We start from the raw sequence: 16,301 nt of genomic DNA on the forward strand, positions 1-16,301 counted from the left end.
CCCCTTCGATTTGACAAAAGCTCTCTTGCAACTTGGGGGCATTTTCTTTTCTATTCCTCATCGGCCCCGGAACTCCTCTTGCACCATTCATCGTTTCATAAGTTCTCATCGGAACGCGGCTCCGCCCCGTCCGACCGGCCCCGCAACCGGAGCAGCGCCTCGCGGGCGGCCTCCTGTTCGGCCGCCCGCTTCGAGCTCCCCTCGCCCTCCCCCGCCGCCTGTCCGCCCACGAACACGCGCACCCGGAACCGCCGCGCGTGGGTGGGGCCTTCCTCCGCCACCACCTGGTAGTGCGGCGGGCGCCCCGTGCGGCGCTGCGCCCACTCCAGCAGCTGCGCCTTGTGGTTGGGGTGCAGGCGCCCGGTGCGGGCCGCCTCCACCTGCGGTGCGAGTTGCGCCACGACGAGATCGGCGGCCGCCTGCAGGCCGCCGTCCACGTACACGGCCGCCACCAGGGCCTCGAGGGCATCCGCCAGGTTCGACTCGCGGTCGCGGCCCCCCATCCGCTCCTCGCCCTTGCCCAGCTGCAGCACTTGCCCGACCCCCAGGGCGCGCGCGGACGCCGCCAGGGTGGGCGCCGACACGAGGGCCGCCCGCACCCGGCTCAGCGTCCCCTCCGGCCAGTCGGGGTACCGCTCGTAGAGGTAGCGGCTGATGACCAGGGAGAGCACCGCGTCTCCCAGGAACTCGAGCCGCTGGTTCGAGGGGCCCCCCACCTCGTACGCGTAGGTGGGGTGGGTGAGCGCCTCGACCAGCAGTTCCGGCTGCCGGAACCGGTGGCCCAGCACCCGCTCCGCCCACTCGACGAGCTCCGCTTCGTCCGCCATGGACGTCACCTCGGCGGGTCCGCCGCACCCTCCCGGAAACGGCCCACGATCACGGTCGCGTTCTGGCCGCCGAAGCCGAAGGAGTTCGAGAGCGCCACGTCCACCCTGCCCGGGCGGGCCCGGTTGGGCACGTAGTCCAGGTCGCACTCGGGATCCGGCTCCTCCTGGTTGATGGTCGGAGGAAGGACCTGATCCCGGATGGCCAGGACGCAGGCGATGAGTTCGACCGCGCCGGCCGCTCCCAGGAGGTGGCCGTGCATCGACTTCGTGGACGAGACCGCCAGCCGCCGGGCGTGCTCGCCGAACACGGACTTGATCGCCCGGGTCTCCGCGACGTCGCCCTGGGGCGTGGAGGTGCCGTGCGCGTTGATGTAGTCGACCTGCTCCGGCACAAGCCCCGCGTCCTCCAGGGCCAGGCGCATGGACCGGGCGCCGCCCTCGCCGCTGTCCGGCGGCTGGACGATGTGATGGGCGTCCGCCGAGGTCCCGTACCCCAGCACCTCGGCCAGGATGCGGGCCCCCCGGCGCTGGGCGTGGTCGAGGGTCTCGAGGACCAGGATCCCCGCACCCTCACCCATCACGAAGCCGTCCCGGAGGCGGTCGAAGGGCCGGGAGGCGCGCTCGGGCTCGTCGTTGCGGGTCGAGAGCGCCTTCATCGAGGAGAACCCGGCGAGCGCGATGGGCACGAACGCCGCCTCGCTGCCCCCGGCCAGCATCACGTCGGCCTTGCCTTCCCGCAGGGCATGGAACGCCTCGCCGATCGCGTGGTTGGAGGACGAGCAGGCCGTCACCGTGGTCATGTTGGGACCCCGGAGGCCGAACTGGATGGCCAGTTGCCCGGCCGCCATGTTGGCGATCATCATGGGGATGAGGAAGGGACTGACGCGCCCGGGGCCCTTCTCGAAGAGCACCGCGAACTGCTCGGAGAGCGTCTCCATGCCGCCGATCCCGCTGCCCATGTACACTCCGGCGCGGTCGCGGTCGACGTGGTCCAGGTCGAGCCCGGCGTCCGCCAGCGCCATCTGCGCCGCGGCGATCGCGAACTGGACGAAGCGGTCCATCCGCCGGGCCTCCTTGCGGTCGATGAAGTCGAGAGGGTTGAAATCCCGCACCTCGGCGCCGATGCGGGTCTCCAGGCCCGACGCGTCGAAGCGGGTGATCGGGCCCACGCCGCTCCGTCCGGAGAAGAGACCCTCACGGAAGGCTTCCACACCGGTTCCCAGCGGGGTCACCGCACCCATCCCGGTGATGACCACACGGTTTCGCATTCCACGATCCTCCTGCCTGCGGCTGCTGGCCCCCGGCCGCCGTCCCATGTGAAAAGTCCCGTAGGGCGCCGGCGGCGCCCTGCGGGACGGGGCATCACGACGTACCGGACGGTTTCGGGGAGGCAGCCCCGCGCTTAGGAGTTCGAGCGGATGTACTCGACAGCGTCATTGACCGTCGCGATCTTCTCGGCTTCTTCGTCGGGGATCTCCAGGCCGAATTCCTCTTCCAGGGCCATGATGAGCTCTACGATGTCCAGCGAGTCCGCACCGAGATCGTCGATGAAGTGGGCCTCCGGCGTGACCTCGGATTCCTCCACGCCGAGCTGGTCCACGATGATTGCCTTTACTTTCTTGAAAATATCGTCCTTGCTGGCCATGACGCGCTCGCCTCCTCCAGGAATGGGACCAACCACCGCTGGCTTTCCTAATGCATGGTCATGCCGCCATCCACAGCCAGCGTCTGGCCGGTGATGTAGTCTGCCCCCTCCGAGGCCAGGAATACGACCGCGGCCGCCACCTCTTCCGGCCGCCCGAGGCGGCCCAGGGGGATCTGTTCCACCATGGCCCGTCGCTGATCCTCGCTGAGCTGCATGAGCATGCCGGCCTCGATGGCCCCGGGGGCGACCGCGTTGCAGGTGATGTTCCGGCTTGCCAGCTCGCGGGCGACCGACTTGGTGAATCCGATGAGACCCGCCTTGGCGGCTGCGTAGTTGGCCTGGCCGGCGTTGCCCACCAGGCCGACGGCGGACGTGATGTTGATGATGCGCCCCCACCGCTGCTTGAGCATGGGCCGGATCGCGGCCTTGGTGAGGAGGAACACCCCCTTCAGGTTCGTGGCCAGAACCGTGTCCCAATCCGACTCGTCCATGCGAAGGAGGAGGCTGTCCCGGGTGACCCCGGCGTTGTTCACCAGGATGTCCAGGCGGCCGAACCGTTCCAGCGCCGCCTTCACCAGGGCCTCCGCCCCCGCGGCCGTGGACACGTCCGCCTGGACCGGCAGGGCCTCTCCCCCCGCCGCCTCGATCTCCGCCGCGAGGGACCGGGCCGCTTCCCCGGCATGTATGAAACCTAAAACAACCCGAGCGCCCTGCCCAGCGAGCGCCCGGCTGATCGCCTGTCCCAGGCCGCCTGTGGCGCCGCTGACAACGGCCACCCGGTTGGCTAGAGACATATTACCAGACCCTCCCCAGCGAATCAAGCGCTCCAGCCAGCGTTTGGGGGTCTTCTACATTGAATACCTTCAACCTCCGGTCGATCCGCTTGATGAATCCGGAAAGCGCCCGGCCCGGCCCCACCTCCACGAACGTGTCCACCCCGTCCGCGACCATGCGGCGCACCGACTGCTCCCAGCGCACCGGCGAGGCCACCTGGCGGATCAGCAGCGTGCGGATCTCCTCCGGGTCCTGGACCGGCTCCGCGGTGACGTTCGCCACCACCGGGATCCGGGCGGGCCGGATCGGGACGGCGGCGAGGACCTCCGCCAAGCGATCGGCCGCAGGGGCCAGCATCCGGGTGTGAAACGGTGCGCTGACCGCGAGCTTCACCGCCCGCGCCGCGCCTGCCTCCTTCGCGAGCTGCACGGCCCGGTCCACGGCGGCGACCTCGCCGGCCACGACGACCTGGCCCGGGCAATTGTAGTTGGCCGGCTCGACCCACCCCACCCCGCGCGCCTGCTCGCAGATGGCCTCCACGACCACCGTGTCGAGCCCCAGGATGGCGGCCATCCCGCCCACCCCGAGCGGGACGGCGTCCTGCATGAACCGGCCCCGCTGCCGCACGACCTGCACGGCGGTGGCGAACTCCAGCGCACCGGCCGCCACCAGGGCCGAGTACTCGCCCAGGCTGAGTCCGGCCGCCACCTCCGGCTCCAGGCCCTCCTGCCTCAGCACCTCGAGGCAGGCGACCGAGACCGCCAGGATGGCCGGCTGCGTGTTCTCCGTCTCCGCGAGCGCGTCTTCCGGCCCCTCGAACAGGAGCCGCATGAGGTCCATCCCCAAGGCCTCGCCGGCCTCCTCGAGGCGGCGGCGGGCGGCAGGGTACGCCTCCGCGAGCGCCTGGCCCATGCCCACGTACTGCGACCCCTGGCCGGGGAACACGAACGCGATCTTGCCCACGCGGGACTCGCCTCCCGACGCCGGTGTCAGTCGAAGATCTCCTGCAGGACGATGCCCACGGTGCCGGGCCCCACGTGCACGGCCACCACCGGGCCCACCGGCCCCACGTGCACCTCCTCGGCCCGGTATTCCCGGCGGAACGCCTCGAGCCAGCGCGCGGCCTCGTCCGGCGCCTGCACGTGCAGGACCGCCATCCGCACGCGGGAGCCGGGGCGAACGCGCTCCGCCATGCGCTCGAGACAGCGGGGCAGCACCTTGCTGCGGCCCCGCACCTTGTCGGCCGCGCTCACGACCCCGTCCTGGATCTGGAGCACGGGCTTGAGGTCGAGGAGCGTGCCCAGGAGGGCCGCTGCGCGGCCGATCCGCCCGTTGCGGACCAGGTACTCCAGGGTGTCAACCCCGAAGAGGATGTGGGTCCGCCGGGACGCTTCCCGGGCGTACGCCTCGATCTCGGCCAGAGTCGCGCCGCCGCGGGCGCGCCGCGCCGCCTCCAGGACGATGAGCCCCAGTCCCAGTGAGACGCTGCGGCTGTCGACCAGGGTGATGCCCTCCCCGCCGACCGACTCCCGCGCCAGCGCCGCCGACCCCAGCGTTCCGGACAGGTCGCTCGAGATGTGGATCGACACGACCTCCGCGCCCTCCGCCCGCAGCCGCCGGTACGTGGCCTCGAAGTCGCCAGGCGGGGGCTGGGAAGTGCGCGGGTGGGCGCCGCTTCCCCGGACTTCCCGCCAGAGCCCGTCGGGGTCGATCTCGACCCCGTCCTTGAACGCCCGGTCGCCGACGTGCACCGTGAGCGGCACCATCTCGATGCCGTGCTCGGCCCGGAGGGCGGCGTCGAGGTCGGCGGTGGAGTCGGTCACGATTCGCACGGTGGGCAGCTCAGGCCCCTCCTTTCCCTACCGGCCCCAGCGCAGCGCCGTCGCGCCCCAGACCAGGCCCGCCCCGAAGGAGACGAGCACCAGGAGGTCGCCGTCGCGGATGCGGCCGGCCTGGAGCGCCTCGTACAGTGCGACCGGGATGGTCGCCGTGGAGGTGTTGCCGTACCGGTCCAGGTTGACCACGACCTTCTCCCACGGGATGCCCAGCCGCTCCACGGCGGCCTCGATGATGCGGATGTTCGCCTGGTGGGGAACCAGGAGGTCGAGGTCCGCCACCGTGTGGCCCGCTTCCTCCAGCACCTGCACCGTGGACTCGTTCATCACCCGGACGGCGAACTTGAAGACCTCCTTGCCGTTCATCCGGATGTAGTGCATCCGCTTGTCCACGGTCTCGTGGCTGGCGGGGTGGCGTGACCCGCCGCCGGGCAGGTACAGGTGCTCGGCGCCGGAACCGTCGGAACCGAGGATGCTGGCCAGGAGCCCGTACCCCTCGCGCACGGGCTGCAGCACCGCCGCCCCGGCGGCATCCCCGAACAGGACGCAGGTGTTGCGGTCCTGGTAGTCGGTGATGCGGCTCAGGGTCTCGGCCCCCACCACGAGCACGGTGCGGTAGAGCCCGCTGGCGATGGTCTGCCCGGCCAGCGTGATGCCGTACACGAAGCCGGGGCAGGCCGCCGAGATGTCGACGGCCGCCGCCCGGCTCGCCCCCAGGGCCTCCTGCAGGAGCGCCGCGGTGGAGGGGAAGATCATGTCCGGCGTCACGGTGCCGACGACGATCAGGTCGATCTCCTCCGGGCGGACCCCGGCCATCTCCAGGGCCTGCCGGCTCGCTGCCAGCGCCATGGTGAACGTGGACTCCTCCGGTCCGGCGATCCGGCGCTCCCGGATGCCGGTCCGGGTGACGATCCACTCGTCCGAGGTGTCGACGATTCTCTCGAGGTCCTGGTTCGTGAGCACCCGCTCCGGTACGTACATGCCGATGCCGGTGATGCCCACGGGCCGTCCCTGCTGCCTCGCCATCTCGGAATCCTGTCCCCCTTCAGTTGCGGGGCGCCGCGGAGAGGCGCGCCCGCATCCGCTCGACGGCCCCGCGGGACACGAACTCGTGCACCACCCGGAGCCCGCTGGCCACGGCCCGTGCCCGGGACGCCCCGTGGCACTTGATGACCGGCGCCGCAACACCCAGGAGCGGTGCCCCGCCCACCTCTTCCCAGTCCAGCCGGCGCCTGAGGCTCACGAGCGCCGGCCGGGCGAGGAGCGCGCCGAGACGTGCCCGGAACGTCGAGGTGAGCGCGTCGCGCACCATGCCGAAGAGCGTGAGGCCCAGACCCTCGTACAGCTTCAGCACCACGTTGCCGACGAAGCCGTCGCACACGACGACGTCGACCTGCCCCTCCGGCAGGTCCCGGGCCTCGATGTACCCCCGGAAGTTGACCTCCGGGGCCTGGCTCAGGCCCTGGTAGGCCGCCCGGGTGACGGCGTTGCCCTTCTCCGCCTCCGTGCCGTTCGCCAGGAGGGCGACGGAGGGGCGGGGGCGGCCGAGGACCGCCTCCGCGTAGACGGAGCCCATGATGCCGAACTGCACGAGGTGCTCGGGCCGGTTGTCCACGTTGGCTCCCACGTCCAGGACGAGCACCGGCCGGCCACTTCGGGTCGGCAGCAGCGTGCCGTAGGCCGGCCTGTCGACACCCTCCAGGCGGCCCAGGACGAAGATCCCTGCCGCCAGCAGGGCTCCGGTCGGGCCGGCCGACAGGAAGGCGTCGGCACGCCCCTCCCGGACGAGCCGCATGCCGACGACCAGGGAACTGTCCCGCTTCTGCCGCACGGCCTGGACGGGCGGGTCGTGCGGCGAGATGACCTCGGCGGCCGGGGCGACCTCCACCCCCGGCGGTCGGGGACGGCGCCGGCGAAGCTCCGCCTCCACCACCTCCGGCGGGCCGACCAGGATCACCTCCACGCCGAGCTCCCGCGCGGCGTCCAGCGCCCCCTGGACCACCTCGCCCGGGGCGTGGTCCCCGCCCATGGCGTCAACGGCCACCTTCAAGCCGGTCGCCTCCTGCCACGCGCCCCGGATCGACGGCGAAGACCACGAACTTCCCGCGGAACACCTTCTCCGGTCCCACGAACGTCTCCACGAGGACCACCGAGTGGTCCCCCTTCCGGCGGATCACCTCGCCCTTGGCAACCAGCTTCTCGCCCAGGAACACCGGCCGCTTGAACTTCACGTTGGCGAGGCCGGTGAGCACCACCTCGGCGTCGATCAGGGCGATGGCGAGGGAGTCGGCCTGGGCGAAGATGTACTGGCCCCGGACCACGCGGGTGCGTTCGAACACCATGCTGCTCGTGGTCTCGAGGATGGAGATGCCCCGCTGCCCAAGCGTGATGTCGATGAGCTCGCCCACGATCTCCTTGGAGCCCAGCGACTTCACGATCCCGTACGTGCGCTCGGCCACGGACTTGGTCCGCTCCCGGAGCTCCGGGATGCCCAGGGCCAGCCGGTCCAGCCGGATCGTCTGGATGCTCACGCCGAAGATGCGGGCCAGCTCCTCGTCGCTCAGGAACGGGTTCTCGCGCAGCCGCTCCCGCAGCTGCGCCTGCCGGTCCTGCTTCCTCAGTCCGCTGGGCATCCGGGCCACCGGGATCCGCCGCCCCCTCCCGCGGCCTGCGGGGGCCGCCCTCTAGTACTAGCACTATCTAATAGCACCTAGTGTGAGGATTATACTCCCAGGGCCTGTGCGGTGGCAATAGGCGGCGCGGAAGGCAGCGCGCACCCCGGACGCGGCGGGGCGGGAAGGCAGGGCTGCTGCCTTCCCGCCCCGCCGCGCGGGCACGCCTACTCCGTCCCGGCCCCGGCGACCTTCAGGACCTGGCGCCCATCGTAGTGGCCGCAGGTGGGGCACACGTGATGGGGCCGCTTCATGCTCCGGCAACGGGGGCACTCCACCAGGGTGGGTGCCGTCAGCTTCCAGTGCGCCCGGCGCTGCGCCTGCTTGCGATGGGACTTCTTCTTCTTCGGTACCGCCATGACGTCCTATCTCCTTCCGCCTAGACCTGACCGTCCCCGGGTCCGCCGGGGCTCAGCTGCCGCAGCGGGGCCCAGCGCGGGTCCTCTTCCTCCGACCCGCAGGTGCACGGGCCCTCGTTGAGGTTCTTGCCGCAGCGGGGGCACAGCCCCAGGCAATCCGCCCGGCACAGGGGCTTCATGGGAAGCGCCAGCAGCACGTGCTGGCGGATCACCTCGTCCAGCTCGATGCTCTTGCCATCGTAGGTCACGTACGGGACCTCGTCTTCCCCGCCCTGCAGCGCCGCCGGCTCGACCCCCGGCGGTCCGGGCCGGAAGTGTTCGGCGAACGACAGGCGGAGCGGGTACCCAAAGGACTGCAGGCACCGCGCGCAGCGGAGAAGCGCCTCGCCGGTGAGGGTGACGTGCACGGTGACGCCGTCCTTCGTGGCGACGGCTTCCGCTTCCCCCCGGAGCGGCGAGGGGAACGCCACCACATCGCCGCCCGCCTCCGCCGCGTCCAGGCAGACGGTGAGCGGCACCCGGCGCAGGCCGCCCTCCCGCTCCAGCTCGGCCACATCGAGCCGCACCGGCCCCACCTCACTGGCGACACACGGGGACATTATAGGGTCCGGGCGCCGCGGCCGTCAACGCCGGTCCCGTGGCCGCGCCCCTCACTCCTTCTCCAGGGCCTCCCGCCCCTGACGCACCGCCTCGCACGCCTTCTCCAGGTTCTGCTCGACCCGCGCCAGCACGTCGCGGGCGTACTCCAGGGCCCCGGCGCGGATCTCGCGGGCGACCCGCTTCGCCTGCTCGATCGTCTCCTCCGCCCGCGCCCGCGCCTCCCGGGCCACGGCGGTCTCGTCCGTGAGCTGGGCGGCGAAGTTCTTCGCCTCCTGGACGAGGGACTCGGCCTCCGCCCGGGCGGCCTCGAGGATCCGCTCCCGCTCGCCGGCGAGCCGGCTGGCCGCCCGGATCTCCTCCGGCAGGGACGCCCGCAGTTCGTCGACGAGCGCGAGGATCTCCTCCGGGTCCACCATCACCTTGCCGGTGAGCGGCACCCGGGTCGCACTGTGTACGGTCTCCTCGAGGCGGTCCAGCAGCGCGAAGATGTCCAAGTCCGACCCCTCCGACCGGCAGCCGGCCTACCCGTCAGCGCACCGCGTACCGGTCCCGCAGGCGCTCCGCCACCACCGGCGGGACCAGGCCGTCCAGGTCGCCCCCGTGCCGGGCCACGTCCTTCACGAGCGTGGAACTGATGAACATGTACTTGAAGTCCGACATGAGGAACATAGTCTCGACGTCGGGGGCGAGCTTGCGGTTCATCATGCCCATCTGGAACTCGTAGTCGAAGTCCTGGACCGCGCGCATCCCGCGGACGATCACCCGGCACCCGTGTGCCCGGGCGGCCTCGATGGTGAGCCCGTGAATCGGGATCACCGACACGTTGTCCAGGTGCGCCGTGATGGTCCGGAGCATGTCCAGGCGTTCCTCGAGGGAAAACAGCGGCACCTTGGTCGAGTTCACGGGGACGCCCACCAGGACCTCCGAGAAGATCCTGGACGCCCGCTCGATGATGTCCAGGTGGCCGCAGGTGGGCGGATCGTAGCTCCCCGGGCAGATCGCCTTCACCGTCACTCTGCCAAGCCCTCCCCTGCGTTTCCGGCATGGGCTCCGTCCGGGCGCCCACCCTGCTCCTCTCTGCGGTAGAACGACAGGACGGTCTCTCCCACTGTGGTTTCTCGCACCCGCCGGAGGCTCCCTGCCGCCTCCGGGACCCGGTCGCGCCGGTGGTGCTCCGCCACCGCGAGCCCTCCGGGCTCGACCACGGGAACGAGGGCCGGCAGCGTGGCGGGAACCAGGTCCCGGCCGTACGGCGGGTCCAGGAAGGCGACGTCGAAGTGCCGCCCCTGCCGGGCCAGATCGGCCAGGGCGTCCGACACCTCACGCCGCCACACCTCGGCCCGCTCCCTGAGCCCGGTCGCCCCGAGGTTGGCCACGAGGACCCGGACCTGCCCCGGGTGGCGCTCGACGAACAGCGCCTGCCGGGCACCCCGGCTGAGCGCCTCGATCCCGACGGCCCCCGAGCCGGCGTAGAGGTCGAGGAACGTGGCGTCCGGCAACACCGGCTGGAGGATGGCGAAGAGCGTCTCGCGCACGCGGTCGGACGTGGGCCTGGCCCCCAGCCCCCGCACCGTCCGCAGCCGGATGCCCCGGGCCGTACCCGCGATCACCCGCACCGCCGGCTACTCGCGCTCCTCGGCCAGGGCGAGCAGGCCGGCGATTCCCTGGGCGAGGCTGGCCAGGGCCGCGTCGAAGTTCTCCCAGTCCTCGTCCGTGGCCTCTCCCTCGACCGGGACCTCCATCTCGAGCCAGTAGTCGATGATGAAGTGCGACTCCAGATGGATGTGGACCGTCTTCCCCGACTCGCCCCGGAAGTACCGCTGGATGCCGCTGATACCCACCTCGACCCCGGCGATCTCCTTCGCCCGGCTCCACAGCTGCGCGGGCTGCAGGTGGGCGACGGTGTGGGCGGGCAGCGTGACCTCGACCTCGATCTCGCAGACCTGGTCGCGCACGGGGTAAATATAAACATCGGCGACGGGCCCCGCCTCGTTCTGCTGGTCCCGGCCGATGCTCAGGATGACCTCGACGTGGGGAGTGACAGCCCCTTCCCAGTACTCCGTCACCGTGCGGATGGCAGCCGGGTAGCCCGTATCGTCCACGGCGTCCTTGAGCGTTTGCGCCAGGTTTTCCAGTGCCTGTAGCACGGGTGTGTCCCCTCCGGCCTGATCGGAACAGCAGACTTCATTATAACACTCGCGCGCAGGGCCGCTCTCAGCCGTCCAGGAGGTACACCCGCACCGGGCGCAGGCCGAACCGGTACCTCGCCTCGTGCACGTCGGACGTGTAGAGGTCGATCCGGTTCCCCCTGATCGCCCCGCCGGTGTCCGCCGCAACCCCGTACCCGTAGCCCTCGACGTAAAGGCGGCTCCCGAGCGGGATCACCCGGGGATCGACGGCGACGATCCCCTCCCGTACCCGGACGCCGGTGGCCGTCACCGTGCCGACACCCGGCTCGCCTGCGGAGTACTTGGAGGCGATCATGTCCATCGCCCGGCGGTAGCGGATCGGGAATCCGTCGACCTCCTCCACCCGGACGGGTCCGGCTCGGCTCGCCGCAAGGCGGTAGAAGAGGAGAGCAGCCTGCCCCCGGGTGAGGGGCTCGCCGGGATCCAGCCGTCCGTCCCGGCCGCCGACGATTCCCTGGCGGACCAACCAGGCCACCGCCCCCCGGAAGCTCGCACCCACCGCCTCCCCGTCTGCGAAGGCGGCGAGCGTCCGGCCCACGGCCTGCGGGTCGAGGGCCCGGGCCTCCCCCACCCGGCCGGCCAGCCGGACGGCGAGCGCCATCCCCTCTTCCCGGCTCAGCAGGGTGTGCGGGTCGAACCCTCCGGGGCCACCGTCGACCACGAGAAGCCGGTAGGCGGTCTCTGCGGCGGGCCGGTACCACGCCTCGCAAGGCGTGTCCGCGAAGACCCGCGCGCACAGCCCGCCCGGCACGATGCCCATGGCCCGGAGGCCCATCGCCACGGCCTCCGCGCGGGTGACGGGCTGTTCGGGGCGGAAGAGGCCGGTGCCGTCCCCGCGCACCGCCCCGAGGAGGTAGAGCCCGCCGACCGCCTCTGCCGCCCAGTGCCCCGGCGGGACGTCCTCGAAGACGGCCTCTGCCGTGGGTGGTGCCGCCGGCGCCGGATGCCCTGGCTCGCTGGCCGCCTCCGGCACCGGGGCGGGTGCCCCGGATGCCGGGGCGAGCGTCGGGCCCGGCGCCCCAGCCGTGCCCGCCAGCACGAGGGCGATCGCCGCCAACCCCTGCCGCCACGCGGTGCGCACGGATCACGCCCCTCCCGGAGATGCCTGCTGCCCGGCGTCCGCCTGGTTCTCCACGTCCCGGAGCGACCGCACGATGGCAAGGCCGGGGTACCGCTCCAGGTCCAGCTCCCGGGGCCGCTCCGGGCGCCGCCCCGAGGCGTCCTCGACGATGCGCACCCGGGGGCGTTCTGCGGCCCCCTTGCGCACCGACACCACGACCGCCACCTCCCCCGTGTTCAGCTCCACCAGGGAGCCCACCGGGTACACGGCGATGTTGTCCACCAGCGCCTGCAGCATGCGTGGCTCGAACCAGTCCGAGACGACCTCCCGGAGGTTACGAAGGGCGCGCTCCGGGCTGTAGCCCTTGCGGTAGACCCGGTCAGCCGTCATCGCGTCGTAGACGTCCGCCACCGCCACCACGCGGGCGAACTCCAGGATCTCCTCGCCCCGCAGCCCGCGCGGGTAGCCGCCGCCGGACCAGCGCTCGTGGTGCTGGTAGGCGACGTGGGCGGCGGGCAGGCTGATCCCCTCGCTCTGGCGCAGGATCTCGAACCCCCGCACCGTGTGCTGCCGCATCTCCGCGGTCTCTTCCTCCGTGAGGGGGCCGGGCTTCTTCAGGATGCTCTCCGGGATCGTGACCTTGCCGATGTCGTGCAGCACAGCGCCCATGGCCAGTTCCCGCAGGCGGGCCACGTCGTAGCCCAGGCTTGTCCCCATGAGGGTCGAGAGGATGCACACGTCGACCGAGTGTCCCCAGGTGTACTCGTCGTGCAGGCGGATCTCCTGCATGTGGAGAAGGGCCTGCGGGTTGCTGACGATCTCGTCCACCACGGCCGCCACCGCCGACCGGAGGGGCCCGAGAGACCGATCCGCCCAGCGCCGCAGGCTGCGGGCCCCGGTTCTGTTCAGCTCCTGCCGCAGGTCCTCCCCGAGGTTCCGGATCTCGGCGGTCAGCGCCATCCGCGTCTGCGGCGAGACCACGTCCGGCGGCACCACGTCCGGCGCCAGGTCGTCCAGGATGTCGACCGCCGCGATGCCTCGCTGCCGCAGGTACTGGATGTACCTCGGCTTGAGGACCGTTCCGGCCGTGAGGAGCACGCGCCCGGCCGCGTCGACGATGGACCTCCCCACCCGCATTCCGGGCCTCAGATCGTCCACGAACACCCGCCGCACCGCTCCGACCTCCCCCCGGGGCCGCCCGCTCTCGGCTCCGTCTCTTTACGGGCGCGTCACCCGGCAATAATAGAGACGCTCGAGCACGGGTCGCCGCCGCGACCGCCCCGCGCCGTTCCCGAACACCGTGTACTTTCGGGTGTACACGGCGACATCCCCGCGAGTTTCGAGGATCCGCACGAGCGTCTCGTGCGGGAGGATGCCCTCCGCGGAGTAACTGAGGAGGATGTGCCGGCAGCGGGCGTCCCGGACCAGTTCGGCCAGCGCCCGGGCTGCCTCCCCCCGGCGGGAGTACCGGCTCTTGTGTGCCTCCCGCCGGAACTTGCGGGTCTTGCCGTAGAGGGGGGGCCGCTCCCAGCGAGCGATGTTCTCCAGGACGTGGTAGTTGTCGATGTACTGGCGCGTGTTGTAGGGCGGATCGAGGTAAAGGAGGTCGACCTCAACCCGACGGACCAGCTCGTTGGCGTCGCCCAGGAGGACCCGGTGGCGGTGTCCGCCGGGTGCCGGTACCGGCATCCCCAGCGTCAGGGGGCGGTACACCGACGCGTCCACGAGGTGGGTGCCGTCGGGGGAGTAGGCCTCCCGCCCCAGGTGCTTCAGGTAGGCGTCGTATTGCCCGCAGGTGTTCGCCACCTTGTCGGCGGCGTACAGGAGGCTGGTGAGGAGCATGGCCTCCTCGGCGGCGTCCACCACTCCCCCGGCGGCCCAGGCGGCGATCTGCTCGCGGATGGCGTCGATGCGCGCGGCGTTTTCTTCCGTGAAGTATCGACCGCCGTAGTTCTCCCAGACATAGCCCCGCTTGCCGGGGAGGGCGGAGAGGGTCCGGAGCAGCTCGGCCACCCGGCCGGCCCGGGTCTCCGCTCCGCCGGTCAGGAAGGCGCGCAGCGGCACGTAGCAGCTGTAGAGGTTGTCCGCCGCCACGACCGCCAGGCCCCGGGCCGCCAGGGCGTACGCCACCACCCCGGTGCCGGCGAAGAGGTCGGCCGCCGTGCGGGCGTCCGGGCAGCAGCGGTCGACGACTTCCGTGATGAAGGGCAGCAGCGAGAACTTCGAACCGATGAACTTCCGGTTGTGGACGTGGACGGCCGGCAGCGCCGGCGCCTCGGCGACCGTCTCGATGGGGCTCACGCGCCCGACCGCCTCGCGGACCCGCCCGGCTCGTGCCGGAAGATCAGGATGTTCTGGTGGATCATGCTCGGGATGAACTCGTACCGGTAGCCGTAGATGTGCAGGCTCTTCGACACGTCGTACCAGATCAGATTCCCCTTCATCACGTACCCCAGCCGGTCGAGCACCGCCGCCACCTCGTGCGAGAGCGGGTGAAACCGTCCGCTGTGGTACATGTCGCCGATGAAGACCGCCAGGTACGCCCGGGGGCGCAGGAGCGGTCGGGCCGCAGCGAACACGTCCTCCAGGAGGCGCAGCCACTCCTCGCGGTTGCGCGGTCCGTCGCCGAACGCCTGGAGCTTCGAGGGCCGGCGCGGGCGGGCCGCCTCACCCGCACGCTTGAACTTGCCGGCCGAGCGCCGGCGGCGGTCCATGTCCCAGTATGGCACGTCCGTCAGCAGGAAGTCGAAGGGGCCCTCGAGCGTGGGAAGCACCTGCCGGCTGTCCCCGACGATGGCGGTCTGGGGGGCAAGCCCCTCCCGCCGGCACACCTCGTGGTAGATGTCGACCCAGCGCGGGCTGATCTCGATCCCCACGGCTTCCCGGCCGCTCAGGGACGCCCCGAGGAGCGTCCCGCCCACCCCCATGAACGGGTCCAGGACCCGCTGCCCCGACTTGGTGAAGATGCGGATCAGGTACGCGCACAGTTCCGGCGGCTTCTGGCCCCCGTGCTGGCTCCGCAGCTCGAACTGGCACGAGGGGGGAAACGGCATGCTGATCACCGAGCGGGTGCTGAACAGCCACTCCTTGCCGGTGAGGTCATTCAGGCGGTTGCCCCGGTGGTACACCCCCCGGGGCCCGAGGTCCACGTGCGGCCCGCCGCCGCCCGCCGGCTCGCCCGCCACGTCGCGTCTCACCCCCGCCTCCCGGACCACCTTCGTTAACAGTATATCAAACGGAACTCGCTGCCAAGCCGCGCCCCCACCTCCGGAGGGCCTACGTTCCCCGGGGGACGCCGGGGGCCCGTATGGCTCCGCGGATCCACGACCAACCTACCGACGGAGGGAAGGGCAGAGTGGCGATCTCGCAGGGGCAGTGGCATCCCTACACCGACCTGGCCTCCGAGGCCGCGGGCGCGGTCCAGGGCGCCGCCCGTCAGCAGCTTCCCGGCGTCACGGTCCAGGAGGAGCAGGGCGACGGGTTCACCGTCACCCGGGTCCACGTGCACGGTCCGGAGGGCGAGCAGGCCATCGGCAAGGCGCCCGGCCGTTACGTCACCATCGAGGCGCCGGGGCTGCGCGAGCGGAACCTCGACCTGCAGGAGCGGATCAGCCAGGCCCTCGCCCGGGAGATCGAGGCGCTCCTCGGACTGCCTGCGGACGCCCCGGTACTGGTCGTGGGGCTCGGCAACGCCCGGGCCACCCCGGACGCGCTGGGCCCCCGGGTGGTGGAGAAGATCCTGGTGAGCCGCCACCTGCGCGACGTGGTCCCGGCCGAGCTGCGGGGGGACCTCCGGCCCGTGGCCGCCCTCGCGCCCGGCGTGCTCGGCACCACCGGCGTCGAGACGGGGGAGGTAATCCAGGGCGTGGTCGAGCGCATCCGCCCCCGGGCGGTCATCGCGGTCGACGCCCTGGCTGCCCGGAGCGTGGAGCGCATCGGCACCGCCGTGCAGCTGGCCGACACCGGAATCCGGCCCGGCAGCGGCCTCCAGGGCCGGCGGGTGGCACTGGACGCCGAATCGCTCGGGGTGCCCGTGATCGCCATCGGCGTCCCCACGGTGGTCCACGCGGCCACCATCGCCTACGACACGTTCCAGCTGCTCGCCACCCGCCTCAAGGGGCGCAACGCCTTCTTCGACCTCTACGCGCAGTTCGGCCCGGAGGAGGTCCGCCGCCTGATCGACGAGGTGCTCACCCCTGCGGTGGGTAGCCTCGTGGTGACCCCGAAGGGCGTCGACGAGATGGTGGAGGACATGGCCCGGCTCATCGCCGGCGCCCTCAACGCCGCTCTCCACAAGGGCGTCACGGCGAAGGAACTCATGCGCTACGTCTGACCGCGGC

General features: G+C 71.6%; 20 protein-coding genes. 1 reads left to right on the plus strand and 19 read right to left on the minus strand.

What is annotated here, in order from left to right; all coding sequences use genetic code 11:
• Positions 1–95: 95 nt before the first annotated feature.
• From rnc to caldi_RS08405, 19 genes are all read right to left on the minus strand, one after another.
• Positions 96–827, minus strand: a complete 732-nt coding sequence (gene rnc, locus caldi_RS08315) for a ribonuclease III (RefSeq protein ID WP_264844620.1) — start codon at positions 825–827, stop codon at positions 96–98.
• A 5-nt stretch (positions 828–832) separates the two neighbouring features.
• Positions 833–2,095: a beta-ketoacyl-ACP synthase II gene (gene fabF, locus caldi_RS08320; RefSeq protein WP_264844621.1), complete on the minus strand. Its 1,263-nt coding sequence runs from the start codon at positions 2,093–2,095 to the stop codon at positions 833–835.
• A gap of 134 nt (positions 2,096–2,229) precedes the next feature.
• Positions 2,230–2,472, minus strand: a complete 243-nt coding sequence (gene acpP / locus caldi_RS08325; RefSeq protein WP_264844622.1) for an acyl carrier protein — start codon at positions 2,470–2,472, stop codon at positions 2,230–2,232.
• A 47-nt stretch (positions 2,473–2,519) separates the two neighbouring features.
• Positions 2,520–3,266: a 3-oxoacyl-[acyl-carrier-protein] reductase gene (gene fabG / locus caldi_RS08330; RefSeq protein ID WP_264844623.1), complete on the minus strand. Its 747-nt coding sequence runs from the start codon at positions 3,264–3,266 to the stop codon at positions 2,520–2,522.
• 1 nt (position 3,267) lies between these two features.
• Positions 3,268–4,209 carry an ACP S-malonyltransferase gene (gene fabD / locus caldi_RS08335; RefSeq protein ID WP_264844624.1) on the minus strand — a complete coding sequence of 314 codons (942 nt, stop codon included), beginning with the start codon at positions 4,207–4,209 and terminating at the stop codon, positions 3,268–3,270.
• Between the two features lie 26 nt (positions 4,210–4,235).
• On the minus strand, positions 4,236–5,078 hold the full coding sequence (locus caldi_RS08340) for a DegV family protein (protein ID WP_264844625.1): 843 nt from the start codon (positions 5,076–5,078) through the stop codon (positions 4,236–4,238).
• A gap of 27 nt (positions 5,079–5,105) precedes the next feature.
• Positions 5,106–6,107, minus strand: coding sequence for a beta-ketoacyl-ACP synthase III (locus caldi_RS08345; protein ID WP_264844626.1), 1,002 nt, complete (start codon positions 6,105–6,107; stop codon positions 5,106–5,108).
• Between the two features lie 19 nt (positions 6,108–6,126).
• Positions 6,127–7,131, minus strand: a complete 1,005-nt coding sequence (gene plsX, locus caldi_RS08350; RefSeq protein WP_406568111.1) for a phosphate acyltransferase PlsX — start codon at positions 7,129–7,131, stop codon at positions 6,127–6,129.
• Positions 7,115–7,714, minus strand: coding sequence for a transcription factor FapR (gene fapR / locus caldi_RS08355; protein WP_264844759.1), 600 nt, complete (start codon positions 7,712–7,714; stop codon positions 7,115–7,117). The genes plsX and fapR overlap by 17 nt, the downstream gene beginning before the upstream one ends.
• 206 nt (positions 7,715–7,920) lie before the next feature.
• A complete protein-coding gene (gene rpmF / locus caldi_RS08360; protein ID WP_264844627.1) occupies positions 7,921–8,112 on the minus strand; it encodes a 50S ribosomal protein L32 in 192 nt (63 codons plus the stop codon).
• Between the two features lie 20 nt (positions 8,113–8,132).
• Complete coding sequence (locus caldi_RS08365) at positions 8,133–8,678, minus strand: YceD family protein (RefSeq protein ID WP_264844628.1); 546 nt, start codon at positions 8,676–8,678, stop codon at positions 8,133–8,135.
• Positions 8,679–8,762: 84 nt separating this feature from the next.
• Positions 8,763–9,206, minus strand: coding sequence for an ATPase (locus caldi_RS08370; RefSeq protein ID WP_264844629.1), 444 nt, complete (start codon positions 9,204–9,206; stop codon positions 8,763–8,765).
• Positions 9,207–9,240: 34 nt separating this feature from the next.
• A complete protein-coding gene (gene coaD / locus caldi_RS08375; protein WP_264844630.1) occupies positions 9,241–9,726 on the minus strand; it encodes a pantetheine-phosphate adenylyltransferase in 486 nt (161 codons plus the stop codon).
• Positions 9,723–10,328 (minus strand): 16S rRNA (guanine(966)-N(2))-methyltransferase RsmD, encoded by a 606-nt coding sequence (gene rsmD / locus caldi_RS08380; protein WP_264844631.1) that lies wholly within the window; start codon positions 10,326–10,328, stop codon positions 9,723–9,725. The genes coaD and rsmD overlap by 4 nt, the downstream gene beginning before the upstream one ends.
• A 6-nt stretch (positions 10,329–10,334) precedes the next feature.
• Complete coding sequence (locus caldi_RS08385) at positions 10,335–10,859, minus strand: hypothetical protein (RefSeq protein ID WP_264844632.1); 525 nt, start codon at positions 10,857–10,859, stop codon at positions 10,335–10,337.
• A gap of 67 nt (positions 10,860–10,926) precedes the next feature.
• Positions 10,927–11,982, minus strand: coding sequence for an S-layer homology domain-containing protein (locus tag caldi_RS08390; RefSeq protein WP_264844633.1), 1,056 nt, complete (start codon positions 11,980–11,982; stop codon positions 10,927–10,929).
• A 3-nt stretch (positions 11,983–11,985) separates the two neighbouring features.
• Positions 11,986–13,134, minus strand: coding sequence for an HD-GYP domain-containing protein (locus caldi_RS08395; protein WP_264844634.1), 1,149 nt, complete (start codon positions 13,132–13,134; stop codon positions 11,986–11,988).
• 45 nt (positions 13,135–13,179) lie between these two features.
• A complete protein-coding gene (locus tag caldi_RS08400; protein ID WP_264844635.1) occupies positions 13,180–14,262 on the minus strand; it encodes a DNA adenine methylase in 1,083 nt (360 codons plus the stop codon).
• Positions 14,259–15,158, minus strand: coding sequence for a TRM11 family SAM-dependent methyltransferase (locus tag caldi_RS08405; RefSeq protein WP_264844636.1), 900 nt, complete (start codon positions 15,156–15,158; stop codon positions 14,259–14,261). Before caldi_RS08405 ends, caldi_RS08400 begins: the two co-directional genes overlap by 4 nt.
• A 158-nt stretch (positions 15,159–15,316) precedes the next feature.
• Here caldi_RS08405 and gpr point away from each other — a divergent pair, with 158 nt between their 5' ends.
• Complete coding sequence (gene gpr, locus caldi_RS08410; RefSeq protein WP_264844637.1) at positions 15,317–16,294, plus strand: GPR endopeptidase; 978 nt, start codon at positions 15,317–15,319, stop codon at positions 16,292–16,294.
• The last annotated feature ends 7 nt before the right edge of the window (positions 16,295–16,301 follow it).

It is taken from the genome of Caldinitratiruptor microaerophilus (assembly GCF_025999835.1).
GTDB lineage: Bacteria > Bacillota > Sulfobacillia > Symbiobacteriales > ZC4RG38 > Caldinitratiruptor > Caldinitratiruptor microaerophilus.

Excerpts from the sequence above, each read along its gene's own strand:
- rnc (WP_264844620.1), bottom strand. The coding sequence starts at position 827 with ATGGCGGACGAAGCGGAGCTCGTCGAGTGGGCGGAGCGGGTGCTGGGC.
- fabF (WP_264844621.1), bottom strand. The coding sequence starts at position 2,095 with ATGCGAAACCGTGTGGTCATCACCGGGATGGGTGCGGTGACCCCGCTG.
- acpP (WP_264844622.1), bottom strand. The coding sequence starts at position 2,472 with ATGGCCAGCAAGGACGATATTTTCAAGAAAGTAAAGGCAATCATCGTG.
- fabG (WP_264844623.1), bottom strand. The coding sequence starts at position 3,266 with ATGTCTCTAGCCAACCGGGTGGCCGTTGTCAGCGGCGCCACAGGCGGC.
- caldi_RS08345 (WP_264844626.1), bottom strand. The coding sequence starts at position 6,107 with ATGGCGAGGCAGCAGGGACGGCCCGTGGGCATCACCGGCATCGGCATG.
- fapR (WP_264844759.1), bottom strand. The coding sequence starts at position 7,714 with ATGCCCAGCGGACTGAGGAAGCAGGACCGGCAGGCGCAGCTGCGGGAG.
- rpmF (WP_264844627.1), bottom strand. The coding sequence starts at position 8,112 with ATGGCGGTACCGAAGAAGAAGAAGTCCCATCGCAAGCAGGCGCAGCGC.